This window comes from Proteus terrae subsp. cibarius (assembly GCF_011045835.1).
In the GTDB taxonomy this organism is placed as follows: Bacteria; Pseudomonadota; Gammaproteobacteria; order Enterobacterales; family Enterobacteriaceae; genus Proteus; species Proteus cibarius.
In genome coordinates this window covers 256,178-281,963 of the sequence record NZ_CP047349.1, presented here as the reverse complement: position 1 = coordinate 281,963, position 25,786 = coordinate 256,178, and the positions used below count along the sequence as shown (strand labels likewise).

General features: G+C 40.1%; 23 protein-coding genes. 8 read left to right on the top strand and 15 right to left on the bottom strand.

Features of this window, described 5'->3' with window-relative positions; genetic code table 11:
• Nucleotides 1-149: 149 nt before the first annotated feature.
• The 4 genes from glmM to rlmE all read right to left on the bottom strand — a co-directional run bounded on the left by glmM (nucleotide 150) and on the right by rlmE (nucleotide 5,032).
• Complete coding sequence (gene glmM, locus GTH25_RS01420; RefSeq protein WP_075673622.1) at nucleotides 150-1,487, bottom strand: phosphoglucosamine mutase; 1,338 nt, start codon at nucleotides 1,485-1,487, stop codon at nucleotides 150-152.
• Complete coding sequence (gene folP, locus GTH25_RS01415) at nucleotides 1,484-2,326, bottom strand: dihydropteroate synthase (RefSeq protein ID WP_075673623.1); 843 nt, start codon at nucleotides 2,324-2,326, stop codon at nucleotides 1,484-1,486. Before folP ends, glmM begins: the two co-directional genes overlap by 4 nt.
• Nucleotides 2,327-2,408: 82 nt before the next feature.
• Nucleotides 2,409-4,355: an ATP-dependent zinc metalloprotease FtsH gene (gene ftsH, locus GTH25_RS01410; protein ID WP_075673624.1), complete on the bottom strand. Its 1,947-nt coding sequence runs from the start codon at nucleotides 4,353-4,355 to the stop codon at nucleotides 2,409-2,411.
• A gap of 47 nt (nucleotides 4,356-4,402) precedes the next feature.
• Nucleotides 4,403-5,032: a 23S rRNA (uridine(2552)-2'-O)-methyltransferase RlmE gene (gene rlmE, locus GTH25_RS01405; RefSeq protein WP_099660270.1), complete on the bottom strand. Its 630-nt coding sequence runs from the start codon at nucleotides 5,030-5,032 to the stop codon at nucleotides 4,403-4,405.
• Between the two features lie 145 nt (nucleotides 5,033-5,177).
• Here rlmE and yhbY point away from each other — a divergent pair, with 145 nt between their 5' ends.
• Nucleotides 5,178-5,471 (top strand): ribosome assembly RNA-binding protein YhbY, encoded by a 294-nt coding sequence (yhbY, locus tag GTH25_RS01400; RefSeq protein ID WP_036914752.1) that lies wholly within the window; start codon nucleotides 5,178-5,180, stop codon nucleotides 5,469-5,471.
• Nucleotides 5,472-5,592: 121 nt separating this feature from the next.
• Here the strand turns inward: yhbY and greA are convergent, their stop codons facing one another.
• Nucleotides 5,593-6,069, bottom strand: coding sequence for a transcription elongation factor GreA (gene greA, locus GTH25_RS01395; protein WP_075672816.1), 477 nt, complete (start codon nucleotides 6,067-6,069; stop codon nucleotides 5,593-5,595).
• A 409-nt stretch (nucleotides 6,070-6,478) separates the two neighbouring features.
• On the opposite strand from greA, the gene dacB reads away from it, so the two are divergent.
• Nucleotides 6,479-7,921 carry a serine-type D-Ala-D-Ala carboxypeptidase gene (gene dacB, locus GTH25_RS01390; RefSeq protein ID WP_075672815.1) on the top strand — a complete coding sequence of 481 codons (1,443 nt, stop codon included), beginning with the start codon at nucleotides 6,479-6,481 and terminating at the stop codon, nucleotides 7,919-7,921.
• Nucleotides 7,922-8,006: 85 nt separating this feature from the next.
• Here dacB and cgtA read toward each other — a convergent pair whose 3' ends face one another.
• The 3 genes from cgtA to rplU form a co-directional block, all read right to left on the bottom strand.
• A complete protein-coding gene (cgtA, locus tag GTH25_RS01385; RefSeq protein WP_075672814.1) occupies nucleotides 8,007-9,179 on the bottom strand; it encodes an Obg family GTPase CgtA in 1,173 nt (390 codons plus the stop codon).
• Between the two features lie 130 nt (nucleotides 9,180-9,309).
• A complete protein-coding gene (rpmA, locus tag GTH25_RS01380) occupies nucleotides 9,310-9,567 on the bottom strand; it encodes a 50S ribosomal protein L27 (RefSeq protein WP_006535706.1) in 258 nt (85 codons plus the stop codon).
• 19 nt (nucleotides 9,568-9,586) lie between these two features.
• Complete coding sequence (gene rplU / locus GTH25_RS01375) at nucleotides 9,587-9,895, bottom strand: 50S ribosomal protein L21 (RefSeq protein WP_006535707.1); 309 nt, start codon at nucleotides 9,893-9,895, stop codon at nucleotides 9,587-9,589.
• A gap of 263 nt (nucleotides 9,896-10,158) precedes the next feature.
• Here rplU and ispB point away from each other — a divergent pair, with 263 nt between their 5' ends.
• A complete protein-coding gene (gene ispB / locus GTH25_RS01370; protein WP_075672813.1) occupies nucleotides 10,159-11,130 on the top strand; it encodes an octaprenyl diphosphate synthase in 972 nt (323 codons plus the stop codon).
• A 48-nt stretch (nucleotides 11,131-11,178) separates the two neighbouring features.
• Here ispB and GTH25_RS01365 read toward each other — a convergent pair whose 3' ends face one another.
• Together GTH25_RS01365 and GTH25_RS01360 are read right to left on the bottom strand one after the other, a co-directional pair.
• Complete coding sequence (locus GTH25_RS01365) at nucleotides 11,179-11,595, bottom strand: DNA-binding protein (RefSeq protein WP_023583583.1); 417 nt, start codon at nucleotides 11,593-11,595, stop codon at nucleotides 11,179-11,181.
• Between the two features lie 82 nt (nucleotides 11,596-11,677).
• On the bottom strand, nucleotides 11,678-12,028 hold the full coding sequence (locus GTH25_RS01360) for a DNA-binding protein (RefSeq protein ID WP_075672812.1): 351 nt from the start codon (nucleotides 12,026-12,028) through the stop codon (nucleotides 11,678-11,680).
• Between the two features lie 186 nt (nucleotides 12,029-12,214).
• Between GTH25_RS01360 and GTH25_RS01355 the strand changes: the two genes are divergently transcribed.
• Nucleotides 12,215-12,481, top strand: a complete 267-nt coding sequence (locus GTH25_RS01355) for a helix-turn-helix domain-containing protein (RefSeq protein WP_075672811.1) — start codon at nucleotides 12,215-12,217, stop codon at nucleotides 12,479-12,481.
• A gap of 102 nt (nucleotides 12,482-12,583) precedes the next feature.
• Here the strand turns inward: GTH25_RS01355 and mdh are convergent, their stop codons facing one another.
• On the bottom strand, nucleotides 12,584-13,522 hold the full coding sequence (mdh, locus tag GTH25_RS01350) for a malate dehydrogenase (protein WP_075672810.1): 939 nt from the start codon (nucleotides 13,520-13,522) through the stop codon (nucleotides 12,584-12,586).
• Between the two features lie 447 nt (nucleotides 13,523-13,969).
• Between mdh and argR the strand changes: the two genes are divergently transcribed.
• Nucleotides 13,970-14,440: a transcriptional regulator ArgR gene (argR, locus tag GTH25_RS01345; RefSeq protein ID WP_006535714.1), complete on the top strand. Its 471-nt coding sequence runs from the start codon at nucleotides 13,970-13,972 to the stop codon at nucleotides 14,438-14,440.
• 57 nt (nucleotides 14,441-14,497) lie between these two features.
• Here the strand turns inward: argR and mpl are convergent, their stop codons facing one another.
• Entirely contained in the window at nucleotides 14,498-15,877 is a 1,380-nt protein-coding gene (mpl, locus tag GTH25_RS01340; protein WP_075672809.1) for a UDP-N-acetylmuramate:L-alanyl-gamma-D-glutamyl-meso-diaminopimelate ligase, read from the bottom strand.
• Nucleotides 15,878-16,042: 165 nt separating this feature from the next.
• Between mpl and fbp the strand changes: the two genes are divergently transcribed.
• From fbp to GTH25_RS01325, 3 genes are all read left to right on the top strand, one after another.
• Nucleotides 16,043-17,050 (top strand): class 1 fructose-bisphosphatase, encoded by a 1,008-nt coding sequence (gene fbp / locus GTH25_RS01335; protein WP_023583589.1) that lies wholly within the window; start codon nucleotides 16,043-16,045, stop codon nucleotides 17,048-17,050.
• Nucleotides 17,051-17,249: 199 nt separating this feature from the next.
• Nucleotides 17,250-17,777, top strand: a complete 528-nt coding sequence (gene ppa, locus GTH25_RS01330; RefSeq protein ID WP_006535717.1) for an inorganic diphosphatase — start codon at nucleotides 17,250-17,252, stop codon at nucleotides 17,775-17,777.
• Nucleotides 17,778-18,107: 330 nt separating this feature from the next.
• On the top strand, nucleotides 18,108-19,736 hold the full coding sequence (locus GTH25_RS01325; protein ID WP_099660274.1) for a sulfatase family protein: 1,629 nt from the start codon (nucleotides 18,108-18,110) through the stop codon (nucleotides 19,734-19,736).
• 89 nt (nucleotides 19,737-19,825) lie between these two features.
• Here the strand turns inward: GTH25_RS01325 and GTH25_RS01320 are convergent, their stop codons facing one another.
• From GTH25_RS01320 to tamA, 3 genes are read right to left on the bottom strand one after another with little or no spacing between them, the layout of a single operon-like run.
• On the bottom strand, nucleotides 19,826-20,173 hold the full coding sequence (locus tag GTH25_RS01320; protein ID WP_075672807.1) for a gamma-glutamylcyclotransferase family protein: 348 nt from the start codon (nucleotides 20,171-20,173) through the stop codon (nucleotides 19,826-19,828).
• A 5-nt stretch (nucleotides 20,174-20,178) separates the two neighbouring features.
• Nucleotides 20,179-24,003, bottom strand: coding sequence for an autotransporter assembly complex protein TamB (tamB, locus tag GTH25_RS01315; protein WP_408004119.1), 3,825 nt, complete (start codon nucleotides 24,001-24,003; stop codon nucleotides 20,179-20,181).
• A complete protein-coding gene (gene tamA, locus GTH25_RS01310; protein ID WP_159242216.1) occupies nucleotides 24,000-25,742 on the bottom strand; it encodes an autotransporter assembly complex protein TamA in 1,743 nt (580 codons plus the stop codon). Before tamA ends, tamB begins: the two co-directional genes overlap by 4 nt.
• Between the last annotated feature and the right edge of the window lie 44 nt (nucleotides 25,743-25,786).

Here is a 25,786-nt window from a genome sequence, read left to right as displayed (position 1 = left end):
ATGGAACTTATCGTCTTAACGATAACCTTCGATTGCTTCACCCGCTTTAGTTCAAGACCTTACTAAGCGGGTGTGAATACTAACCAAAGCTGAACTGACAAGCAAGGTTATTTTTCTACAAAGTGATTGATTGAAGAAAAAATCATCAATTAACCAACGTGCTTCACAGCGTCAGCAATACGATTTGCCATCGCAGTGACTTGCTCTTCATTTTCACCTTCAACCATGACACGAATTAAAGGTTCTGTTCCTGATTTACGCAGTAATACACGTCCTTTACCTGCCAGTTCGTCTTCAACCGCTTTCGCGACTTTCTGAACTTCAGGTGTTTGTAGTGGATCGTGGCTACCCGTAAAACGAACATTCACTAAAATTTGTGGTAATAGTTTCATACCACTGCATAAATCATGCAGACTCATGTGGTTACGTACCATCGCACTTAAAACTTGTAAGCCTGCAACAATACCATCACCTGTAGTCGTTTTATCTAATAAAATAATATGACCTGAGTTTTCAGCACCTAAACGCCAGCCTTTCTCTTGTAATTTTTCAAGCACATAGCGGTCCCCCACTTTTGCTCTTACAAAAGGAATACCCAGTTGTTTAAGTGCTATCTCTAATCCCATATTGCTCATTAGCGTACCTACTGCACCACCGCGTAATTGACCTTGGCGTAACGCTTCTCTTGCAATAATGTAGAGAATTTGGTCACCATCAACTTTTAGGCCTTGATGGTCAACCATGATAATACGGTCGCCGTCACCATCAAAAGCTAAACCAACATCAGCGCCTTCTTCTAATACGCGTTTCTGCAACATGCGAACATCTGTTGCACCACACTCTTCGTTGATATTGATACCAGTTGGCTCACAACCAATAGTGATCACTTCAGCACCTAATTCACGAAATACGTTTGGTGCAATATGATATGTTGCGCCATGAGCACAATCGACAACGACTTTTAGCCCGTTAAGATTGTTTTCATTTGGGAAAGTCCCTTTACAGAATTCAATGTAACGACCCGCAGCATCCACAATACGATTTGCACGACCAAGCTCTGCTGATTCAACACAAGTAATTGGCTTTTCCATTTCAGCTTCAATAGCTTCTTCTACTTCGTCTGGTAATTTTGTGCCATCAATAGAGAAGAATTTAATCCCGTTATCGTAATAAGGGTTATGAGAAGCTGAAATCACGATCCCGGCTTCAGCACGGAATGTACGCGTTAAATAAGCAACAGCTGGTGTTGGCATTGGTCCTGTAAATGAGGCAGATAAACCTGCAGCAGCTAAACCCGCCTCTAATGCAGATTCAAGCATATAGCCTGAAATACGTGTATCTTTACCAATAATGATTTTACGAGAGCCATGACGTGCTAATACTTTGCCCGCAGCCCAACCTAGTTTTAATACAAAATCAGGTGTAATTGGACTATCACCTACTTTTCCACGGATACCATCTGTTCCAAAGTATTTACGTTCGCTCATTCATTATTTTCCTTTGCAGAAAGAGTCGCTTGTACGACTTTCATCGCATCAATAGTCTCTTTAACATCGTGTACACGAATAATTTGTGCGCCTTGCATCGCTGCAATGACAGCGCACGCCACGCTACCAGCAACACGCTCTTGTGGTGGTACATTCAATAGTTGTCCAACCATTGATTTGCGTGACATTCCAGCAAGTATGGGTAGACCAAAGTGATGAAGTTCACTTAAGTGTGCTAATAATTGGTAATTATGCTCTAAATTTTTACCAAAGCCGAATCCTGGATCAAGAATAATTTGATTTTTTTCGATCCCGGCATCAACACAACGTTGAATATTTTCTTGTAAAAAACGATCAACATCCATCACCACATTCTCATAATGTGGTGATTGTTGCATGGTTTTAGGGTCACCCTGCATATGCATAATACACACTGGCAAACCTGTTTTAACCGCCGCTTCAAGTGCTCCTGGCTCTTGTAAAGAGCGAATGTCATTGATAATTGAAGCACCTGCATTTGCTGATTCAGTAATGACTTGAGCTTTGGATGTATCAACAGAGATCCAAACATCAAAACGTTGACGAATAGCCTCAACAACAGGAACAACACGCTGTAACTCTTCATCAATAGAGACATCGCTTGCGCCGGGTCTAGTAGATTCACCACCAATATCGATGATAGAAGCCCCTTCAGCGATCAATTTTGCTGCGTGGTTAACTGCATCATTAAGTGAATTATGAGTGCCACCATCTGAGAAAGAGTCTGGAGTGACATTCAAAATCCCCATAACTTGAGGTGTTGATAAATTAAGTTCTGTTCCTCTAGCCATTAATTTCATTTCATTGATACCTTCATAAAAAAACCCCAGAAGCCTGGGGTTTATATTTATAGCTTACTCAATATGCATAACCCGATAAGGATTAGTGAGTATTTTTATCAGAAGGTGTATCACTTTCTGACTCAGGCTTATCTTTTGGCTCACTCGCTACATGCGTTTGTGCTGGCTGGGCAGTAGTCGTTGTACCACTATTGCCATTATTGCCTTCCCAGCCCGCAGGTGGACGAACATCACGACGATTCATTAAATCATCAATTTGAGGCGCATCGATAGTTTCATAAGTCATCAGTGCATCTTTCATTGAGTGCAGAATATCAAGGTTGTCCATTAAAATCTGACGAGCACGAACATAGTTACGATCAACGATAGCTTTAATTTCTTCGTCAATTGTACGCGCTGTTTCATCAGACATATGCTGCGCTTTAGCAACAGAACGGCCTAAGAACACTTCACCTTCTTCTTCTGCGTACAGTAATGGCCCTAACTTTTCAGAGAAGCCCCACTGTGTCACCATGTTGCGTGCAATATTGGTTGCAACTTTGATGTCATTAGAAGCACCTGTAGAAACATGCTCTACACCATAGATAATTTCTTCAGCTAAACGACCACCATAAAGTGTTGAAATCTGGCTCTCTAATTTCTGACGGCTCGCACTAATTTGGTCGCCTTCAGGTAAGAAGAAAGTCACACCTAATGCACGTCCACGAGGAATAATCGTCACTTTATGCACAGGATCATGTTCAGGTACTAAACGACCAATAATTGCGTGACCAGCTTCATGATAAGCGGTTGATGCTTTTTGTTCTTCAGTCATCACCATTGAACGGCGCTCTGCGCCCATCATTATCTTATCTTTCGCTTTCTCAAATTCGACCATTGAGACAACACGTTTATTACCACGTGCAGCGAATAAAGCAGCTTCGTTAACTAAGTTAGCTAAGTCAGCACCAGAGAAACCTGGCGTACCACGCGCTAAAATTGCTGGATCAACGTCTGGTGATAAAGGCACACGACGCATATGGACTTTAAGGATTTGCTCACGTCCACGTACATCAGGTAAACCAACAACCACTTGACGGTCAAAACGGCCTGGGCGAAGTAATGCTGGGTCTAATACGTCTGGGCGGTTAGTTGCCGCGATAACGATAATACCTTCATTACCTTCGAAACCATCCATCTCAACTAGCATTTGGTTCAGTGTTTGTTCACGTTCATCATGACCACCACCTAGACCTGCACCACGTTGACGACCGACCGCATCGATTTCATCGATAAAGATGATACAAGGTGCCGCTTTTTTAGCTTGTTCAAACATATCACGAACACGAGAAGCACCGACACCCACGAACATTTCAACGAAATCAGAACCTGAAATGGTAAAGAATGGGACTTTAGCTTCACCCGCGATAGCTTTTGCTAATAATGTTTTACCTGTACCTGGAGGCCCTACCATCAGAATACCTTTAGGAATTTTACCCCCTAATTTCTGGAAACGGCCCGGATCACGCAAATACTCAACTAATTCGCTTACTTCTTCTTTCGCTTCATCACAACCCGCAACATCAGCAAAGGTTGTTTTGATTTGGTCTTCTGTCAACATGCGTGCCTTGCTTTTACCGAAAGACATCGCACCTTTACCGCCACCACCTTGCATTTGGCGCATAAAGAAAATCCAAAGACCAATCAGTAATAGCATTGGGAACCAAGACACAAAAATTTGAGTCAGAAGACTTTGGCCTTCAAGTGGCTCGCCCGTTACTTTTACATTACGGTTCATTAAAGTGGTCAGCAGGTTGTCATCACGCATAGGCATATACGTGCTGTACTTTGAGTTATCTGTTTTAGTTACATTAATATCATAACCACTTATGCTGACCTCGCGTAATTGGTTATTAGTTAACTCATTGATAAAGGTAGAGTAATCCACCTTACGACTATTCGAATCGCTGGGTCCGAAGCTCTGGAATAATGACATCAAAACGACTGCAATAACTAGCCAGAGGATCAGGTTTTTCGCCATGTCACTCAAGGGATTAACCTCATATTACAACTGTGTTAACAAATAGCTTTAGGGTACTAAAGTTTACGCCCTGTGGCTACAATATATACCTCACGAGAACGAGACCGCGAAGCGTCTGGTTTACGAACTTTCACTTTCGTAAACAGGGAGCGTATTTGCCCCAGGTATTCATCAAAGCCTTCTCCCTGAAACACTTTGACAATAAAACTTCCCCCGGGAGCCAGTACATCACGACACATATCAAGCGCTAACTCTACTAAATACATGGATCGAGGGATATCGACCGCGGGTGTACCGCTCATGTTTGGAGCCATGTCAGACATGACAACCTGGACTTTGTTTTCACCTACTCTATCAAGCAATGCCTTCAACACAAGTTCATCACGAAAATCGCCTTGAAGGAAATCGACTCCAACGATAGGATCCATAGGTAAAAGGTCACATGCGATAATTCGACCTTTTTTTCCTAACTGCTGTACAACGTATTGAGACCACCCTCCAGGGGCTGCTCCTAAATCGACAACGGTCATACCTGGTTTAAAGATATTGTCACTTTGCTGAATCTCTTCCAGTTTAAACCAAGCACGAGAGCGAAACCCTTTTTTCTGTGCTTGTTGAACATATTTATCACTAAAATGTTCTTGTAACCAGCGGCTAGAGCTTGCCGAACGTTTCTTATTGGCCATTGCGTTTTCCAACTATCATACACTTAGCTATCAATATTTTTACTCTTTCACTCATTTAACCCCGTATTAACGACATTTTATGGTGATAAGTGAGAGATGGCGTTAGAATAGATCGTTTTCAATCCCAACAAAGCAAAAATTAATGATGACTCTTAACAAAAAACAAATTCAACACCTGAAAGGGCTCGCTCATCACCTGAATCCAGTCGTTATGATTGGTAACAACGGGTTGACTGAAGGCGTTCTTGCAGAAATTGAACTCGCTCTGGCGCACCATGAGCTTATCAAAGTCAAAATCGCAGGCGAAGATCGAGATGTTAAAAACTTGATCGTGGCAGCGATTGTACGCGAAAGCGGTGCACAGAATGTACAAGTTATCGGAAAAATTCTTGTTCTTTATCGTCCTTCAGAAGCACGTAAGATTATTTTACCGAAATAAAACTTGTATCTTTATATAAAAATGCCATAACTAACTCTATGGCAAAAAAGGCCTTTTAAGGCCTTTTTTATATTACCACAGGATAGCAGTCTAGTTTTCTATAGAAACGTAAAATTATAAATTAAATGTATTCTACGTTTAAAACTTCGTATTCGACTTGTCCACCCGGTGTAGTGATAACAACGACATCATCTAACTCTTTACCAATCAACCCACGCGCAATCGGTGAATTAACAGAAATTAAGTTTTCTTTAATGTTCGCTTCATCATCACCAACAATGCGGTAAGTTTGCTCTTCTTCAGTTTCAACATTTAACAGCGTCACTGTTGAACCAAAAATAATTCGACCATTGTTATTCATCTTTTTAATATCAATGACTTGAGCATTTGATAATTTTGCTTCAATTTCTTGTATACGACCTTCACAGAAACCTTGTTGCTCTCTTGCAGCATGATATTCCGCGTTTTCTTTTAAGTCTCCGTGTTCACGAGCTTCAGCGATAGCGGCAATAATTTCGGGACGACGAACACCTTTTAAATATTCCAGCTCTTCGCGTAATTTTTCTGCACCTAGAACTGTCATAGGGATCTGATTCATGTGTTAATACCTCAATACTATTCCTAATAAAAAATAGGTATCATCCTGATTTTTTATACTAACAACACAGAGAAAAGGATCTATTTACTCTTCTCAAGACAAAAAAAGACACAGGCAACCTTAAATTGGGCCTGTCTCTACATATATTCGGTGAATGAGGGGACGTTATTATATTCCCAACTCATGCTGTTGGGATGTTAACTAAACCTCTCAGACTTAAAACTAAATCTAACACAACAGACGCATTGCTTCACGCCTTATCTCTCTTTATAAAGAGATAAACAGACTTTTTCCGATAATGAGCTAATCCTGCTTGTTACCGTTTACTTTTGCCCTCATTGCCCTTTAGTATTAGCCTCTGGCAATCAATACTGTAGCGTTACACGCTATAGTCACGGATAGAGAAATTATGCGCTTACTATCAACATTTCGACGGATACTCTACACATTAAGTATCATCAGTTTTTCAACCCAAGCGATACCTGTTGAAAACTATACATCTCTTCTTCCCGAAGGAACTCAAGTAGGTTTAATTACTCAACCCGTTGGCGCAGCTTCTCCTAATCTTAATTATCATGCCGATCAATTAGCACTTCCAGCAAGTACTCAAAAAGTGGTGACTGCACTTGCGGCATTACTTCAATTAGGTGGAAACTATCAATTCACAACAACAATGGAAACAGAAGGTAAGATAAAAGATAATCAGCTTATTGGTGATTTGATCTTTCGTTTTACAGGCGATCCTACATTAACCCGCCAACAATTAAGAGCAATGGTAGCCGTATTAAAACAATCAGGTATTACAAAAGTGCATGGCGATTTGCTTATTGATACTTCTGCTTTTTCAAGCCATGACAAAGCACCCGGTTGGGTTTGGAATGATCTAACCCAATGCTTTAGTGCCCCTCCTAGTACTGCTATTGTTGATAAAAACTGCTTTTCTGTCTTGCTGCAAAGTGGCAACAAAGAAGGTGATATTGCCACAATACGTAAAGCCTCTTTCTATCCTGTAACCGTTTTAAGTGAAGTTGAAACTTATGAGAAAGGATCAACTCGTACCCGTTTTTGTGAATTAGATGTCACTGTTCGTGACTTAAATACCTATGTAATCACAGGTTGTATTCCTAAACGTGACGATGCAGTCCCTTTAATGTTCTCTATTCAAGATGGTGCTCATTGGGCCGGTACAATTTTAAAAGAAGAGTTACAGCGCGCCAATATTGAACTTGATGGATATGTCAAACGTCGATCTCAACTAAAAGCGCCTGTTACTGTACTAGCACAAACACAATCAAAACCGTTACATAACTTACTGACTACCATGCTAAAAGAGTCTGATAATATGATTGCAGACACCGTATTTAGAACTATTGGTCGTGAGTATTATGGCGTTCCCGGCACTTGGCGCTCTGGCGCAGAAGCAACCCGTGCTATTTTAAAACAAAAAGCCGGCATTGATTTAGGAAATACCGTTATGGTTGATGGCTCAGGCCTTTCTCGTCATAACCTCATTTCACCTGCAACCATGATGCAAATCCTTCAATACATTGGACAACATGAAAGTGAATTAAATTTTATTACCATGCTTCCCCTTGCAGGACATGACGGTACATTACAGTATCGAGGCGGTTTTCATGAAGCGGGTGTTGATGGCAAAGTTTCTGCCAAAACGGGTTCATTAAAAGGGGTTTACAATCTTGCGGGCTTTATGACCACGGCAAACGGACAAAAAGTGGCGTTTGTACAATACGTTTCGGCGTATTCACCTCCTACACAGAATCGTAATGCTGGACGCGCTTATTTAGTGCGTTTTGAAACAAATCTGTATAAAGATATGTATAACAATCGCTAGATTTATACCTAATAATATAAGTAATAGATAAAAAACGCCTGACTAATCAGGCGTTTTTTTATTTTAATCATCATTCTAATTGTGATTAACGTTGGTAGATAAACTCAATACCTTCGTCGTCTTCTTCATCCCAATCATCGTCGTCATCTTCTTCGAAATCAGGGTTTTCAAGCTGTTCTTTGTGGTAATCATCCCACATAAAATCAACTTTTCCTGGCTCTGCTTTTGTTGCAACAATATCTTGCTCACGCGGAGTAACATTCAGGAATTCCATGATATTCCAGCAAAGTTTTTTCACTCCTTCTTGGTTGATGGCCGCTATCATGTAATAGTTTTCATCCCAACCCAGCGCTTCAACAATTGCTTTTGCCTTCTCTTTTGCTTCTTCAGCATCGAGAAGATCAACTTTATTGAACACCAACCAACGTGGTTTTTGTGCTAGTTTTTCGCTGTACTTCTCTAATTCAGAGATAATAATTTTTGCATTTTCCACAGGATCCGATCCATCAATAGGATCAATATCGATCAAGTGTAATAACACACGACAGCGCTCTAAGTGTTTTAAGAATTGGATCCCAAGACCTGCACCATCAGCAGCGCCTTCGATTAATCCGGGAATATCTGCAACCACAAAGCTTTGGTGATTATCCATGCGCACCACGCCTAAGCTTGGTACTAACGTTGTAAATGGATAATCAGCAACTTTAGGTTTTGCTGCTGATACTGCACGAATAAATGTGGATTTACCCGCATTCGGCATACCAAGCATACCCACATCAGCTAATAACATTAGCTCTAATAGGACTTCGCGAGATTCACCCGGCGTTCCCATTGTACGTTGACGTGGAGCACGGTTAACCGATGATTTAAAGCGAGTATTGCCTAAACCGTGGAAGCCACCTTTAGCAACCATTTGCTTTTGGCCGTGAGCAGTTAAGTCAGCAATGACTTCATTTGTTGCTAAATCACGGACACGCGTTCCTACAGGAACACTGATAGTAATATCTTGACCACGCTTACCTGTACAGTCACGACTGTGACCATTTTCACCACGTTCTGCGCGATAAGACTTTGTAAAACGGTAATCAATTAAGGTGTTAAGGTTTTCGTCTGCAATCATGTAGACATCACCACCATCACCACCATCACCACCGTCTGGTCCCCCGTTAGGGATATATTTTTCGCGACGAAAGCTTACACAGCCGTTACCACCATCGCCCGCGACGATTAGGATCTTGGCCTCATCAACAAATTTCATGATTTTACTCCGTATAGTAGCCATTAACGTGCTGGATGGCCGAAATTACCCAGAGATGGCCTTTTTTAAATATAAAAAGCCCCGCAACATATTTGCAGGGCTTTTGACTCGGTGCTTAAAGGACCAGTAATTATTCAGCTTCGATGCTGATAAATTTACGGTTGTTTGGACCTTTAACTTCGAACTTAATTTTTCCGTCAGCTAATGCAAACAGGGTGTGGTCACGACCACAACCAACGTTAGTACCTGCATGGAACTTAGTACCACGTTGACGAACGATGATGCTACCTGCTAATACAGCTTCACCACCGAAACGTTTAACACCCAGACGTTTTGCTTCGGAATCACGACCGTTACGAGTCGAGCCGCCAGCCTTTTTATGTGCCATTGAACTACTCTCCTAAACCTTAAGCGATACCAGTGATTTTAACATCAGTAAACCACTGACGGTGGCCCTGTTGTTTACGGCTGTGTTTACGACGACGGAACTTAACAATCTTAACTTTATCGCCGCGACCGTGAGCAACCACTTCCGCTTTAACTTTAACGCCCGCAAGGATTGGAGCGCCAATTTGAATGTCATCGCCATTAGCGACCATCATTACAGTATCAAACTCGATTGTTTCGCCAGTAGCTACTTCCAGCTTCTCTAAACGAATAGTTTGACCTTCGCTGACTCGGTGTTGTTTACCACCACTTTGGAAAACCGCGTACATATAAACTCCGCTTTCCGCACACTCCCAATATGTATAATTTGAGTGCACAATTAAAATATTCACATAGGGCGCGAATTCTACGCAAATTTAGTGCCGATGACAAGTACAGATCGCAAACTAGCGTTAAAAAAAAGAGTTTTTTACACGATATTTATTTCAGCCATTTTTAAAGTACAATCTAAATTATAAGAGAGTAAAATCTATGGCATGATCATTTTTTATTAATAATAACGCGCTCATTGGCGAGCCAAAGTCGAAAAAACATGAATTTAGAATCTATTATAAAACTAACATCCGCTGATATGGCTGCGGTAAATGAGGCAATCCTTTACCAGCTTAATTCAGATGTTTCTTTGATAAACCAACTTGGTTACTACATCATTAGTGGTGGTGGTAAAAGGATCCGACCAATGATCGCAGTGCTCACTGGACGAGCATTGGACTATCAAGGTGACAAACATATCTCGGTCGCAGCGCTTATCGAGTTTATTCATACTGCAACGTTGTTACATGATGATGTTGTTGATGAATCTGATATGCGCAGAGGAAAACAAACAGCAAATGCTGTCTTTGGAAATGCAGCCAGTGTACTTGTTGGCGACTTTATTTATACACGATCCTTTCAGATGATGACGGATCTTGATTCGATGCGTGTATTAAAATTAATGTCTAGCGCCACCAATGTGATCGCTGAAGGTGAAGTTTTACAACTAATGAATTGTAACGATCCTGACATTTCTGAAGATGACTATATGCAAGTTATCTACAGTAAAACAGCGCGTCTGTTTGAAGCTGCTTCTCATGCATCCGCCATTCTTTCTGGTGCGACACCTGAGCAAGAAAAAGCATTCCAAGATTATGGTCGTTATCTTGGGACTGCTTTCCAGCTCATTGACGATTTGCTTGATTATGATGCAGATAACAACCAGCTGGGTAAAAACACTGGTGATGACCTTGATGAAGGTAAACCAACGTTGCCATTACTTCATGCTATGCATAATGGCAATGAAGAAGAATCCCAATTAATTCGCCAAGCCATTGAACAAGGTAATGGCCGCCATTTATTGGATACTGTTTTAAATACTATGAAACAGTGTGGCTCTTTGGAATATACCCGTCAAAAAGCAGAAGAAGAAGCAGACAAAGCGATCGAAGCTTTATCAATTATACCTGACTCACCATATAAAGATGCGCTTATTGGGCTTGCTCACGTCGCTGTACAACGTCAATCATAATTTCGATGTTAAACCCTCGTAGTTATGTAAAGAAGCCCGCTAGAGCGACTACGTCGATTCTGGTGGGCTTTTTAATTTATTGAGCACTTCTTCGTTTTCTCGTTCGATAGCATCCTGATTATCCGCATCAATATAGCTAATGAGCTTTGCCAGCCCTTCACGAAGTACGAATTTCACAATCTTTTCTCGTTCCGATTTTGTCAGTTGATAATAAGCTTCAACCCAAATCAAAAAGGCATCCTGACGTTTTGATAAATACTCAGCCGGAGGTTCATGTGCAGCAAGCACACTAATCACCTCATCAGGTAGACTTTTTACGGAATACTCGACAGCTTTTCCCTGCACGCCACGTTTACGACGGTTTTCCCATCCTTCACGGCGCGCCATCAAGTTAACTCCCTGCGGTGAGTTAGGTAACCCCGCAAGCCCCACTAATTCTTTCGCTGTATACCATTCTTTTTTCATGATCTCATCTCACATTCAACTAAGAGGTTAGTCAGATAGATATCTGTTGCGGATAACGCAATAATAGATTCTTTAAAATCGCTTAATCATTGACGACTTTTTCTAAAAAACTTCTAATACCATCCCGCAATATCAGCTCTGTTAATGTTTTTTGTTCACCATCATTTAGTTGTTGGAATGCTTTCACCCAGATAACGAGTGGCTCCTCTTTTTTATTTAGTTTGTAATGTGCTAATGGCTCATAAAGTTCTAGAGCAATTAAAGTTTTTTCTGGTAAACAAGAATAATGATATTCAACACCATTACCTTGCTTATTTTTTACATTTTGTTTTTGCCAAGACTCTCGTCTCGCTTTCGAATTTACACCTTGTGGTGATTTAGGTAATCCACCTATACCCGTCAATTCCTTTGCCGTATACCACTCTTTTTTCATTATGTTTCTCTAAAATTGTTATCAACTTCAAAAAAGAAATTATTAAGAAAAAAATCGGAAATCTTTTTAGAAAAATAATGTTATTTTATTTTCTAAATAATCAGTTTAAATGCTTTAGGACATTTCTAATAAACTGTTATTTATACCACTAACACAGCAATCAATTTTATAGAAAAAGGATTAAAAATGATTTCAAGGAAATCTGATTGGCATCCTGCCGATATTATTGCCGCACTTAGAAAACGAGGAACAACACTTGCTGCCATCTCTCGCCAAGCAGGGTTAAGCTCTTCAACACTGGCTAATGCGCTGTCACGCCCTTGGCCTAAAGGAGAGAAAATCATTGCTGATTATCTTGGTGTAGCTCCTAGTGAAATTTGGCCTAGCCGTTATTTTCATCCTGAAACAGGAGAATTACTTGAACGAAAGATTCGTACCAAAACTAATAATTAACTAATAATTACAGATATTATAATTAATAAAAAAAACCGCTGATATAGTATCAGCGGTTTTTATTTAAATTTGCATTATTTTTATAGCAAAAAAAGTATTTCTTTATTTATTAATAAATTCTTCACCAAGAATTATATCTTTTTTCAATACATCTAACATGCCATTAAGAGATTGTTTTTCAAAATCACTTAATTTACCAATAGATAAATATTCCTCTACACCGTTTTTACCTAAAAGAATAGGTTGTGCAAAGAAACGGGCATATTCTCCGTCGCCTTCTGTATAGGTGCATTCAATAACATTTTTCTCGCCATTTAGAGCGCGAATTAATGAAAGACCAAAACGAGCGGCTGCTTGACCCATAGATAATGTCGCTGATCCACCACCTGCTTTTGCTTCAACAACCTCAGTACCTGCATTTTGAATGCGTTTAGTCAGTGCAGCAACTTCGTCATCAGTAAATGAAACGCCGTCAACTTGAGATAATAGAGGGAGAATAGTCACACCAGAGTGTCCACCAATCACTGGAACGTTGGTTTTTTGTGGATCTTTACCTTTTAGCTCTGCAACAAAGGTATTGGCGCGAATAATGTCGAGTGTGGTAATACCGAAAAGACGTTTTTTATCGTAAACGCCTGCTTTCTTAAGCACTTCTGCTGCGATAGCAACGGTTGTATTCACTGGGTTAGTAATGATACCGATAAGTGCTTTCGGGCAATTTTGTGCAACCTTTTCAATTAAATTACGCACGATACCTGCGTTAACATTGAAAAGATCTGAACGATCCATGCCTGGTTTACGAGCAACGCCCGCAGAAATTAGAACAACATCAGCGCCTTTTAGCGCAGGAGAAGGATCTTCACCCGCAAAACCTTTTACAATAACTTGAGTCGGGATATGGCTTAAGTCAGCTGCGACACCCGGTGTGACGGGAGCGATATCATATAAAGAGAGTTCACTACCAGCTGGAAGCTGATTTTTAAGAAGAAGTGCCAGTGCCTGACCAATACCACCTGCTGCACCGAGAACTGCTACTTTCATTCTGATACTCCTTAGTTTACGAGATAGTGGAACGCCTTCGAGATACTCACTATTACGCAATTCACCTTTAAAAAAACAATTATTTAACAGCAATATTGCATAATAAGGCATTTTCAGTGAAAAATAATACTTTGGTTATTCTAAACAAATTGCTTATCTGTTAATGAGATAGTGGACACCCTTTTGATAAATAATTTCAATAAATATAGCAAAGTGTTAAGTACACCATCATCCTTGTGATAATCATTTAAGCTTATCATTTATTTAACAAATATTTTACTTTCTTTAAATTATCACATTCACGCGCTGTAAATAAATTTTTTTTGCAGTACATTCTACTTTACAATTTTGAGGTGGCTATCACTCGCCTTTCTTCGTCTTATGTTGCATAAAAATTCACTTCTCTGCATAATACACAGGTTATTGATAACTCACTAAAGGTGAACTATGCGCGTTCCTTCTAAGCAAGAAGACTTGGTTAAAGCGTTTAAAGCCCTGCTGAAAGAAGAAAAATTCAGTTCACAAGGCGAGATTGTGACTGCATTACAAGAGGCTGGATTTGATAATATTAATCAGTCCAAAATCTCTCGTATGCTAACAAAATTTGGTGCAGTAAGAACCCGTAACGCCAAAATGGAAATGGTCTATTGCCTTCCTACTGAGCTTGGCGTACCAACAGCAAGCAGCCCATTAAAAAATCTGGTACTCGATATCGATCATAACCATTCTGTTGTGGTGATAAGAACGAGTCCAGGTGCGGCACAACTTATTGCACGTTTATTAGACTCATTAGGCAAAGCAGAAGGTATCCTTGGCAGTATTGCGGGTGATGACACTATTTTTTCAACACCAGCACCAGGATTTTCTACAGAAGAATTACGAGACGCTATTCTGAATCTTTTTGATCAAGAATTATAATTAGCCTTTCTGCAACTTCAAAAAATAAGCCACTGAATTTCAGTGGCTTATTTATTTTTAATACTGACTATCAGAATCTTTAGGCTGTGCTAATTTTGCGAGCAGTTTCTCATGAATACCCCCAAAACCACCATTGCTCATAATCAAAATATGATCGCCCGCTTGAGCTTCTTTCGCAATCATATCGACTAATGTATCCAGATCTGTACTCCAGCGTGCCGGTTGCACACAATGCTCTGCAATATCACTTACTAGCCATTGAATATTAGGTGGCTGGAATAAAAAAACTTCATCAGCGCGACCTAATGCAGGTGCGATATCATCCTTGCTAATCCCCATTTTCATGGTATTTGAACGAGGCTCTAGGACTGCAATAATACGAGCCGTTCCACCGACTTTACTGCGTAACGCTTCAAGCGTTGCCAAAATCGCTGTGGGATGATGAGCAAAGTCATCATAAACACGGACTTGATTAACTTCACCACGTAACTCTAAGCGACGACGCGCATTAATAAACTTATCTAATGCTTCACAAGCATCCGCAGGTAAAACACCAACGTGGTGCGCTGCAACAATCGCCATTAAGCCATTTTGCATGTTGTGTTCACCAGAAAGTCCCCAACACACCTCTCCGACTCGCTCACCTTTGTGGAACACCTCAAAATGGCTACTGTCATTACTGAGTTTTTTAGCTTGCCAATCTCCAGTTTCACCAGTGAATTCTTGTTCACTCCAACATCCCATTCCAATGGTCTGTTTTAAATTCATATCGTTATCAGGCATGATGATTTTTCCGGTACCTGGGACGATACGAACTAAATGATGGAATTGTTTTTGAATTGCCGCTAAATCATCAAAAATATCAGCGTGATCAAATTCAAGATTATTTAAAATCAATGTGCGTGGAGAATAATGAACAAATTTAGAGCGCTTATCAAAGAAAGCACTGTCATATTCATCTGCTTCAATCACAAAGAAGGGGCTTTCGCCTAACTGTGCAGATACTTGGAAATTACCCGGCACACCGCCAATTAAAAATCCCGGTTTATAACCACAGTCTTCTAAAACCCAAGCCAGCATACCTGCTGTTGTTGTCTTGCCATGAGTTCCTGCAACAGCTAACACCCAACGTTCAGGTAAAATATAATCATGTAGCCACTGAGGGCCTGAGGTATAAGGCAAACCCTTTTCAAGTACAGCTTCAACACAAGGATTTCCTCGTGTCATCGCATTACCAATAATCACCATGTCAGGGGCAGGTTCTAATTGTTTTGGGTCATATCCCTCAATCAGTTCAATTCCCTGATTTTCTAATAAAGTACTCATGGGTGGATAGACATTAGCGTCTGAGCCTGTGACTTTATGTCCCTTTGCTCTAGCGAGAATGGCAAGACTTCCCATAAAGGTGCCACAAATACCAAGAATATGAATGTGCATGAATTTCTGTCCAATAGCATGAAGTTGGTCACTATTCTAACGATCAAAAAGCAGATAAGAAACGGATTAACCTTTGAATCATCCGATTCTTTGGCTAAACTTGCCACCACCAAGGAGATTTTTCCTCCTTTTTTACTTTACCCACTCACATTCAGGACCTGCGTCATGAAAACATTAGGCGAATTTATCGTCGAGAAACAACAAGATTTTCCCCATGCAACTGGTGAACTTACTGCATTACTTTCAGCAATTAAGCTTGGGGCTAAAATTATCCACCGTGATATTAACAAAGCAGGGTTAGTCGATATTCTTGGTACTAACGGTGTTTCTAATGTTCAAGGTGAAGCCCAGATGAAACTGGATCTTTACGCGAATGAGAAACTAAAAGCTGCATTAAAAGCGCGTGGTGAAGTTGCGGGTATCGGATCAGAAGAAGAAGATGATATTGTTATCTTTGAAGGTGATCGCGCTGAAAATGCTAAGTATGTTGTACTAATGGATCCTTTAGACGGTTCGTCGAATATTGATGTAAACGTTTCCGTCGGAACAATTTTCTCTATTTACCACCGTATTACGCCAATTGGTCAATCTGTTACTTTAGATGACTTCTTACAACCAGGTCATCGTCAAGTAGCTGCAGGCTATGTCGTTTATGGCTCATCAACCATGTTGGTTTATACAACAGGTTGTGGTGTTCATGCCTTTACTTACGATCCATCTTTAGGTGTATTCTGTTTATCTCATGAAAGCGTACATTTCCCGCCAACAGGAAATATGTACTCAATCAATGAAGGTAACTACATCAAATTCCCATTAGGCGTAAAAAAATACATTAAGTATTGCCAAGAACAAGACGCAGCAACAAATCGCCCTTATACCACACGTTATATTGGTTCTTTAGTTGCTGATTTTCACCGCAACTTACTGAAGGGGGGGATTTATATTTATCCAAGTACTGCAAGCCACCCTACTGGTAAATTACGTTTACTCTATGAATGCAATCCAATGGCGTTCTTAGCCGAACAAGCTGGCGGAAAAGCAAGTAATGGTAAAGAGCGTATTCTAGATATCGAACCAAAAGAACTTCACCAACGTATGCCTTTCTTCGTAGGTACTAAATCGATGGTTGAACAAGCTGAAAGCTTTATGGCGCAATATCCAGACGAAGAATAATCCATTCGTTTGGCACTAACATAGATAAACCGGACTTCTTATTCGTCCGGTTTTTTCATCTTTAAAAATAGTACTTTCTTTTATTTGCTGCTTATTTTTACGTCAGAACGCAACATGTTCGGCAAAAAACGGGTATTGTTAAAAACTTTTCGCTATACTACAGGCCACGTAAAATTAATTTTTTTATAGGAAATTTTTTATGAGCCTGAATCATGTTCCTGCTGGTAAAGAACTACCAGAAGATATCTATGTTGTTATTGAAATCCCAGCAAATGCTGATCCTATCAAATACGAAGTTGATAAAGAAAGTGGCGCACTGTTTGTTGACCGTTTTATGTCAACTGCAATGTTCTACCCATGCAACTACGGTTACATCAACAACACGTTATCTTTAGATGGTGACCCAGTAGACGTTCTGGTTCCAACTCCATACCCATTACAACCAGGCTCAGTTATTCGTTGCCGTCCTGTTGGCGTATTGAAAATGACTGACGAATCAGGTGAAGATGCGAAACTGGTTGCAGTACCACACACTAAACTGAGCAAAGAATACGATCACATTAAAGATGTGAACGATCTGCCAGAACTGTTAAAAGCGCAGATCAAACATTTCTTTGAACACTACAAAGATTTAGAAACTGGCAAATGGGTTAAAGTTGACGGTTGGGAAGGCGTAGAAGCCGCTAAAGCTGAAATTCTGTCTTCTTTCGAACGCGCTAAAAAATAATCCTTGAGTAAATCAAGATATTACAAGGCAAATAACACCCTAGTATTAGGTTTATTTGCCTTTTATTTCTTCATCTTTTAACCCCCTATTTTCAGTTAAAAAGTGTGCCTTTAAATTTAATAAATTAAAATCCACTTTCTTCCCTACTTGTTCTCACTTCTTATGTTCTCTTTTGTTCATCATAGATAAATTATCCTCTTTAAATCACAAATATTAACTTTCGCATACTTTCGAGTATACCTTCGATTGATTTCGTGTGATCAATTCAAAAGAAATTGAAGATTTTTTAATCTATGTTACTGCCATATCTAATGAATGAGAGAGGTTAAAATGTCTATAACACGTCGAGATTTGTTAAAGGGTGCAGCCGTGGGTGCGACAGGATTATCACTGGTTTCACCACTATCTGCATTATCCTCATCAACAAAAGAGTATATAACCCCATTAAATACACCTAAAAACCCTAAGAATATTTTAATTATTACCGCAGACCAATTAGCAAAGCGAGGTATCTCTGCTTATGGCAACAAAGAGGTAAAAACTCCCGTTATCGACTCGATTTTAAATACAGGAACAAGTTTCCATAATGCGTATTGTGCTTACCCCTTATGTGCACCTTCAAGGGCTTGTTTTTGGACTGGAAAATTACCACACCAGACAGGCATTATTTCCAATGACAGCCCAAACATACCAGAAACAATGTCCACATTAGGAACGTTGTTTTCACAAGTGGGATATGAGTGTAAACATTTTGGAAAACGGCATGATTATGGCTCATTAGAAGGATTTGATTGTGCGCCTCAAATAGAAAAAGAATTTAATGCTCACCCTGCCTTTCCTGTTGATTATGATACGAAAGAAGATGTGTATTGTTTAGAAGAAAGCCTGAAATATATCAATTCACTCCCCAAAAGAGAGGAAAAAAAGCCATTTTTATTAGCCGTTGAATTTAATAATCCACACAATATAAATGGATGGACAGGAAATTTTGCGGGTGAGCATGGTGACATCGAAAATATCGGACAATTGCCACCTTTACTTGATAACTTTGACACTGCTGATGATCTTAAAAATAGACCTAAAGCTATTCAATACGCTTGCTGTACACATAACAGAGTTATGCAATCAGGGAAATGGAGTGAAAAAAATTTCCAGCAATATCTCAAAGCCTATTACTATTTTACTGAATTGGTAGATAGCTATATAGGACAAGTTATCAATGCATTAAAAAAGAGTGGGTATTGGGAAGATACACTTGTTGTCTTCTTCTCTGACCATGGTGATGCAATGGGAGCACACCGATTAGTTGCTAAAATGAATTGGTTTTATGAAGAATCGACAAATGTGCCTTTTGCATTTTCAGGGCCGGGTATTCAATCTGGCGCTTTAAAACATGAATTAACATCCCTTTGTGATTTATTACCTACTCTCTGTGAGTATATCGGAATTGATTACCCTAAAAATATTTATGGTCGCTCTCTGTACCCGTTATTAACCGGAAAGACAGTGAAAGAATGGAGAAATAGTGTCATTTGCCACTGGAATACTGACCGAAATGTCGATGTTCAACCAGCTAGAATGTTAAGAACAGAAAACTTTAAATATATTATTTATAAAGAAGATGAAGAAGAAGAACTCTACGATATGGTTAATGATCGAGGTGAAACCCAAAACCTCAGTCACCATCCTGATTATCAACAAATAAAAAAAGAATTACGGCTCAAATTAGACAATGAAATCCGAAACAATTCAGATCCTTTTTATATTCAAGAAGTAATTATTAATAAAAAATGGCGTAGCCATGAAGTAGGATATCAACACCATACAGGTGAAACGAGTATTCAAGTTTATCAGAAAAAAATTAGGCCATTATTGGCTGAAAATGAAATAGATAAAGCGAGACGAATGCGACTTAATTTATATAAAGAAGCGCGCCTCTCTTATATTTGTGAAAAATAAGCATTTAGTTATTTCTCATATAAAAACGGCTCAATATTTCTATCGAGCCGTTTTTATATAACATGGAGCAAAAAGTAGGATGCTACTGATTACTCTTCTTCATGACGTTTTAGCCAGTCACCGCATTTTATTTCACGTAAACCATCAACAGGCTTTTGATAAAGATAGATCCAAGCGCTGCCATAAGGCGTTGAAATCAGTTGGCGCTTGTAATCCTGATCGTTCTTTTTCAATTCATCAAGCTCTGTCAAAATAGAAGGCGTTATTCGATAGACTTCGCATTCTATTTCACCTTCACCTTCGATAACTGCAGGATAAAACCCTAAATCATAGAGTTTATATCCCACTAACCTATGCTCACCTAGAAGCTGAGCATAGGTCATCCAGTGATGGTTACCCTGGTTTCGCCGTAAACTACCATAAACAATAATTCGCATATAATTTAAAACTCAAATTGATAAAGCAGATCTATTGCCTGATTCATACCAGACACTGCTTGTAAATACAACCTGGGCATCAAGCGATAACGTAAGGTTAACGTCGCTAGCGAATCAAATATACCCACACCATACTTCACTTGTAGATCGTTTGTGATCTTACCGCTGACCACAACTTGTGAGTTATCCCCCACCCCTTGTGTATCAAGCGCTAAGTCCGAAACCCCAAAGGTTTCACCAATACGCCCCACAAGCTGACCACTTTGACCAACGCCTAGTCCTATCAGCATTGCTGTCATTTGTGATGAATCCGCATCACCACTGGCTAAACCTTCGCCTCTTAACAAATAAGACAATGCTTCTTGTTGTGTTTTAGCCGGCTCAGAGAAAATTTCTACTTTAGGCTGATCAGCAAGTCCTGTTACCTTAACACCAGCAATAACATTGTCTGCAGTATTATCAGGATTACGAATAGCCTCGATATTTAAATAAGGTTGATCAACGGGCCCTGAGAATAAGATTTGTCCTTTACGAACTTGTAAATCTTGCCCATAGGCTTTGAATTCCCCCCGTGGAATATCAACTTGTCCATTTAAACCTAGTCCTTGTTTATTCTGATTGACTTTAAGTGCTCCCGTCAATCTCGCTTTAAGCCCAAATGCGTCCAGTGTCACATCATCGCCAATATTAATCGCTAAATTACTTTGAATTGGAATCGATGTCTCTTTTTGTGCAATCGGCTGCAAGTTTTTATCCAGCATCACTTCATCAGAAGAAGCAGATACTGCTGACTCTGGTAAGTCTTGAACAACGATGCGTGCCCAAGGAATATCAATGCGTCCATCTAGTTTTAGTAAATCAGGGCGAGCCTCAAACACTAAATCAGGATTAACATCAATACGTACCATCGGAGGCAATGCAATACGTAGCTTATTGCCATTTGCTGCTACGACTGCGTGCCATGCATCTAATTTACGCCAATCGGCATTACCAGTAAGATTTAAGTAACCTTCAGGAGTTTCAATTCGACCGCTTAAATCAGACGTCGCACCATTAAATTGAACATCAACATTCCCTTTCGTAATATCAAACGGGATCCAGTGCCCAACCACTTTTAATTGATTGATACCAAATTGACCAAATAGCAGTGGTGATTGAGCATTTCCGCCTAAACGTAATTGCGCACCAACACGACCTTCAGCTATTTCACCTTTACCTAAGAACGGTTTGATTAAATCTAATGTCAGATTATCAATATCCACCGTACCTGATAGCTGGCGCTTTTTCTCGAGATCTGCAACATGCACATTCCCTTTAATATCACCATTACCTGCAATACTAATCAGCCATTGTAATGTTGCTTTGCCGTTGTTAACGCCTGCGTTTAAGGAGATAGCATCAAAATCAATCGGTAAAACAGTGCCTTCAATATTTTGTTTTACTGCAACACCTTGCCCTTTTAGATTTACCGATGCTTTCGGTAATCCGCCTTTTGAGTTCCATGTTGCGGTGGCATCACCAGTAAATACACCTCGGACAGAAGTCTCTGGTGGTAAGAAAGGTTTGATCATAGCAAGATCAAAACGCGTCAATGTAATTGCAGCAGATCCGCTTTCACCTACAGTTATCGCTTTAGGAACACAAACTTGTGCATTTGGGTTTACCCAACAGTGAGAACCAATGGTGACTTCTTGTTTCTCAGCAAGTAAATTCAATGCCATTGCTTTATTTAAACGCCATTCACCCACAGGGGTATCAAATGCCGTATTATTTAGCGTTCCTTTCCATTGCTGTTTCTCTTTATCGAATGAACCCGCTAATGTCAGCCCACCAGAAACTGGCTCACCATCCATTTTTAGTGTCAGTTTATGCTGTTTTTCTGTACCAGCAGCATCCAACGTTAAATTGCGAATAACTAAATCGGCTTGTTTTAACTGACGAGCAGTAATAGCGAGTTTGCCACCAATTTCTTTATCCGCTTGAACATCACCTTTGATAGTGATGGATTCGACACCGACTTGATCTTGCCATTTAATGCCGTGAGCGTTGATATCAGCAATAATCTTAGGTGTATTAATATCACCCCGAACATTAACTTTGCCTTTAATAACACCCGCTAACCCAGGTACTAAACCATTTAATCCTGGAGCGTTGATATTGGCATCTAATGCCCATTTATCACCTAAATGCCCTTCAATATCGAGGTTATTTTTACCCAAGATCAGTTTTAACTGGGGAATATTCCATTGGCCAGAATCATTACCATAAGCATTACCTCTCGCTTTGATAAGATTGTTTTTGATATTGCCATCTAAGGTAATTTCAGGCACACGTAATTGCCAACTACCACCATACAGACTCCCTGTTGTGGCAATGCGTCCATCTAATTTCGCTGGCATATCAGGGTACTGTTTTGCCGTATTAATTCCTGAAATAGAGAGCAATGCATTCCAGCTAATTGCCTTACTCCAATCAGCAACACCCGTAATATCAGCATGACCTTGCAAGGCAGCTAAACGTAAACGTGTCAGCTCTATTTTCTCTTCATTTCCTTTTGCATCCAGCATTAATTTGGCTGGCGGGATCTCCTGACCTTCAATATCAGAACGTAATGAGAGATCATAGTTATCTGTCTGACCATTTAAGCGTAATCGAGTATCGTTAAGTTGATACTGTATATCGCCTGTTAATGGCCAACGAACTTTTTGGCTTTCAAGAGTTAGTTTTAAAGGAAGGTGTGGTTTTGCCAGTTCAGCTTGAGCATTCAAAGTTGCTGTAACTGTTCCTGTTAAAGAAAGTGCTAATTTAAGCTCTTCCAGTAATGCTCCTTGTAAAGAAAGCGTCGCTTTTTGATCTTTAAAATCTTCAAGCCCTGCGACATCACGGACAGTCGCATTCACATCTAAATTAACAGGCCACTGTTTATCTAGGGTAATTCCCCCATTTAAACTCACTTCACCTTCTGGTGCATCAATATTTAATTTAGTGAGATTAACCTGCTTACCTTGAGTCTTTGCTTCAAACAATAATTGGTTAATCGTAACAGGTGTATCACCACTAACCTGTAATTGCTTACCTTCAATTCCTTCAATATCAATATCAACGGGAATAATAATTTCAGGTAATTCGGCTAATAATGGTTTAGCAAAAATCGCTTTAATTGTCTCGGCTAACGCCTGTTCTTTTTCTTCTTGTGTTGTGGGCTCAGTTTGAGGTTTTGCAGTTGCGATTTCTTTTACATCTTGAGCCGTTGCTTCAACACTCCCTTCTTCTGGTGTCTTTGGTAATGCCACCAGCAAATCATTAATAAGTGTTGGATTTAATGTAACTTGGCGACCTTCCCACTGCGCACCAGTTTTAAATTCGCCTAACGAGATTGCCATATCGTCAATCTTCACATGCGTATTTTCTAATGAGAGTGAATTTAAATAGATAGGTAATGGCGCATTAAGCTCTGTTAGAGGCTCTGATGGAGGTGTTTCTTCAGAAGGAGGGAAAGCGCGAGTATCAACATTAACAACAACATCTCGTGTGCCTAATGTATCGACACAAACTTGTTTATCCGTCAGGCACGCTAAACGTAATCCTAATGATAATTCACCCACGTTCACGTCAACTCCAGGCATTTGATATTCAACACCCGTTAAACGTAGATCTTGCCAACCACCACTAACATCTTTGATAACTAAGCCAGGAACCCAACGAGCTACGCTATTAATAGCGAAATGCAAACCCGATTGTGTTCCCAAAACCCAAGCGACAGCACCGAATGTAAGCAAAATAATGATAAGGAGTGTTAGCGCAATCCATTTCAACCACTTTTTTATCATAACTCTGCTCCTAACCCGATATAAAACTGGAGTCTACGTTTATCAACGTCACTCACAGGTAAAGCTAAATCAAATTTAATTGGACCAACTGGTGATGCCCAACGAACACCTGCACCCGCACCTGTTTTAAAATCACTGCGCGTAAAATCATTAACTGCTTCACCACTATCAATAAAGACAGCACTCCACCAGTTACCCGTGATGTTATATTGATATTCTAACGATCCAACAAGCATTCTTGATGCCCCCGTTAAATTACCTTTACTATCTTCTGGTGAAATACTTTGGTATTTAAAGCCTCGAACACTTCTATCACCACCAGCAAAGAAACGTAATTCAGGCGGTACTTGCTCAAACGCGTTAGTTTCAATCCAACCAAAGTTACCTCTTACCACAAAGCGGTGCCCATCCCATGGTGTACGTATCCAAACGTGTTGTGCTTGAAATGCAGCAAATTCGACATCAGAACCCCATATTTTATTAGAGTAATCTAATGTATAACGTTGGCTATCCCCCCAAGAAGGCATCATACCGCCTCGTTGACGAACTCGACTTGCTGTAACACCCGGATAAAGCAACATAGTGGTATTCGTAACTTCACCTTGGGTAAAGTGGCTGAGGCTCCAACGTGTATTCACGCTATATTGCCAGCCTGTTGACATATCCCAGTTACGAGACACATTTAGCGTTGTGGTATCAGAGCGGGTGTCATTCAGATCGGTACGTTTAAACCCTCCCTGAATACCGTAGTACTGCTCTAATGGATTGACCTTCAGAGGAATTTTATAATTGGCACCAATAGATTGCTCAGGCTGAGAAACGCTGATATTAGAGGTTAAGCTGTGTCCTCGTGAGTTCATCCAAGGCTTATCCCACTGCATATTAAGACGAGGGCCCACATCAGTAGCATAGCCCCCACCAAGTTCAACATAGTTGCGAGAGCGAGGTGTTACAACTGCACTCATCGGTAACAGGTGAGTGCCATCAGCGCGCGCTTTAGCAATATCGGGTGTCACAACCGCAGAATTAAACCACCCTGTTGCCGCTAAACGGCGATTAAATTCAGCCAGATCTTCTGAGGCGTAATATTGCCCCTCTTTAAAAGGAACAATATTTTGTAAATAGTCTTCACGGATTTGGGAGCCCGTATAATTCACTTTTCCAAAACGATAACGTTCTCCACTATCGAAAACAAAATCCCAATATGAAGCATGATTATCTAAAGAGACACCCAACTGGCTTTTTTGCATTTCTGCATCAAAATAACCACGGCGAATTGCAAGCCCTGTTAATGAACCTTTGAGTTTCTCGTAATCTGCATGGTTTAAAACACTATCAAGAGGAGGCGTATTTTCTTTAATGACTTTTGCATATTGACTATCTGTTTTAGCACCACCATCAAGAACCACATCAACGCCTTTCAGTAAAATCGGAATACCCGGTTCAACTTTAGCCGTTAATACAGATCGTGCAGGCGGTGTATTTTCTTGATAAGTAAATGTCACTTTGGGCTGATAATAACCTAAAGGGCGAAGTCCTTCTTGAATTGCTTTTTCAACACGCGCACGAAAACGCCCGTCAGGTGCAACTTCTTCTGTTGTAATGTTTGATAGCTGGACTCGCGCATTTTTTTCGAGCTGCCCTTCTAAACCTTCTACTTTTAAACGCAAATTTGCCCCATAGGCAACAGGCGCGATAAAAGACAGACAGAGAACGTAGATAACGGAGTATCTCGGCACGTTTTCTCCTCAATATTATTTAATCCATGTGATGAATTGACGAC

Coding starts and splice junctions, on each gene's coding strand:
- rpmA (WP_006535706.1), bottom strand. CDS start 9,567: ATGGCACATAAAAAGGCTGGCGGCTCGACTCGTAACGGTCGTGATTCC.
- GTH25_RS01360 (WP_075672812.1), bottom strand. CDS start 12,028: ATGAAAAAAGAGTGGTATACGGCAAAGGAATTGACGGGTATAGGTGGA.
- folP (WP_075673623.1), bottom strand. CDS start 2,326: ATGAAATTAATGGCTAGAGGAACAGAACTTAATTTATCAACACCTCAA.
- GTH25_RS01355 (WP_075672811.1), top strand. CDS start 12,215: ATGATTTCAAGGAAATCTGATTGGCATCCTGCCGATATTATTGCCGCA.
- GTH25_RS01320 (WP_075672807.1), bottom strand. CDS start 20,173: ATGCGAATTATTGTTTATGGTAGTTTACGGCGAAACCAGGGTAACCAT.
- GTH25_RS01325 (WP_099660274.1), top strand. CDS start 18,108: ATGTCTATAACACGTCGAGATTTGTTAAAGGGTGCAGCCGTGGGTGCG.
- cgtA (WP_075672814.1), bottom strand. CDS start 9,179: ATGAAATTTGTTGATGAGGCCAAGATCCTAATCGTCGCGGGCGATGGT.
- dacB (WP_075672815.1), top strand. CDS start 6,479: ATGCGCTTACTATCAACATTTCGACGGATACTCTACACATTAAGTATC.
- mdh (WP_075672810.1), bottom strand. CDS start 13,522: ATGAAAGTAGCAGTTCTCGGTGCAGCAGGTGGTATTGGTCAGGCACTG.
- ppa (WP_006535717.1), top strand. CDS start 17,250: ATGAGCCTGAATCATGTTCCTGCTGGTAAAGAACTACCAGAAGATATC.
- mpl (WP_075672809.1), bottom strand. CDS start 15,877: ATGCACATTCATATTCTTGGTATTTGTGGCACCTTTATGGGAAGTCTT.
- rplU (WP_006535707.1), bottom strand. CDS start 9,895: ATGTACGCGGTTTTCCAAAGTGGTGGTAAACAACACCGAGTCAGCGAA.
- yhbY (WP_036914752.1), top strand. CDS start 5,178: ATGACTCTTAACAAAAAACAAATTCAACACCTGAAAGGGCTCGCTCAT.
- ispB (WP_075672813.1), top strand. CDS start 10,159: ATGAATTTAGAATCTATTATAAAACTAACATCCGCTGATATGGCTGCG.
- glmM (WP_075673622.1), bottom strand. CDS start 1,487: ATGAGCGAACGTAAATACTTTGGAACAGATGGTATCCGTGGAAAAGTA.
- fbp (WP_023583589.1), top strand. CDS start 16,043: ATGAAAACATTAGGCGAATTTATCGTCGAGAAACAACAAGATTTTCCC.
- GTH25_RS01365 (WP_023583583.1), bottom strand. CDS start 11,595: ATGAAAAAAGAATGGTATACAGCGAAAGAATTAGTGGGGCTTGCGGGG.
- argR (WP_006535714.1), top strand. CDS start 13,970: ATGCGCGTTCCTTCTAAGCAAGAAGACTTGGTTAAAGCGTTTAAAGCC.
- greA (WP_075672816.1), bottom strand. CDS start 6,069: ATGAATCAGATCCCTATGACAGTTCTAGGTGCAGAAAAATTACGCGAA.
- tamB (WP_408004119.1), bottom strand. CDS start 24,003: ATGATAAAAAAGTGGTTGAAATGGATTGCGCTAACACTCCTTATCATT.
- rlmE (WP_099660270.1), bottom strand. CDS start 5,032: ATGGCCAATAAGAAACGTTCGGCAAGCTCTAGCCGCTGGTTACAAGAA.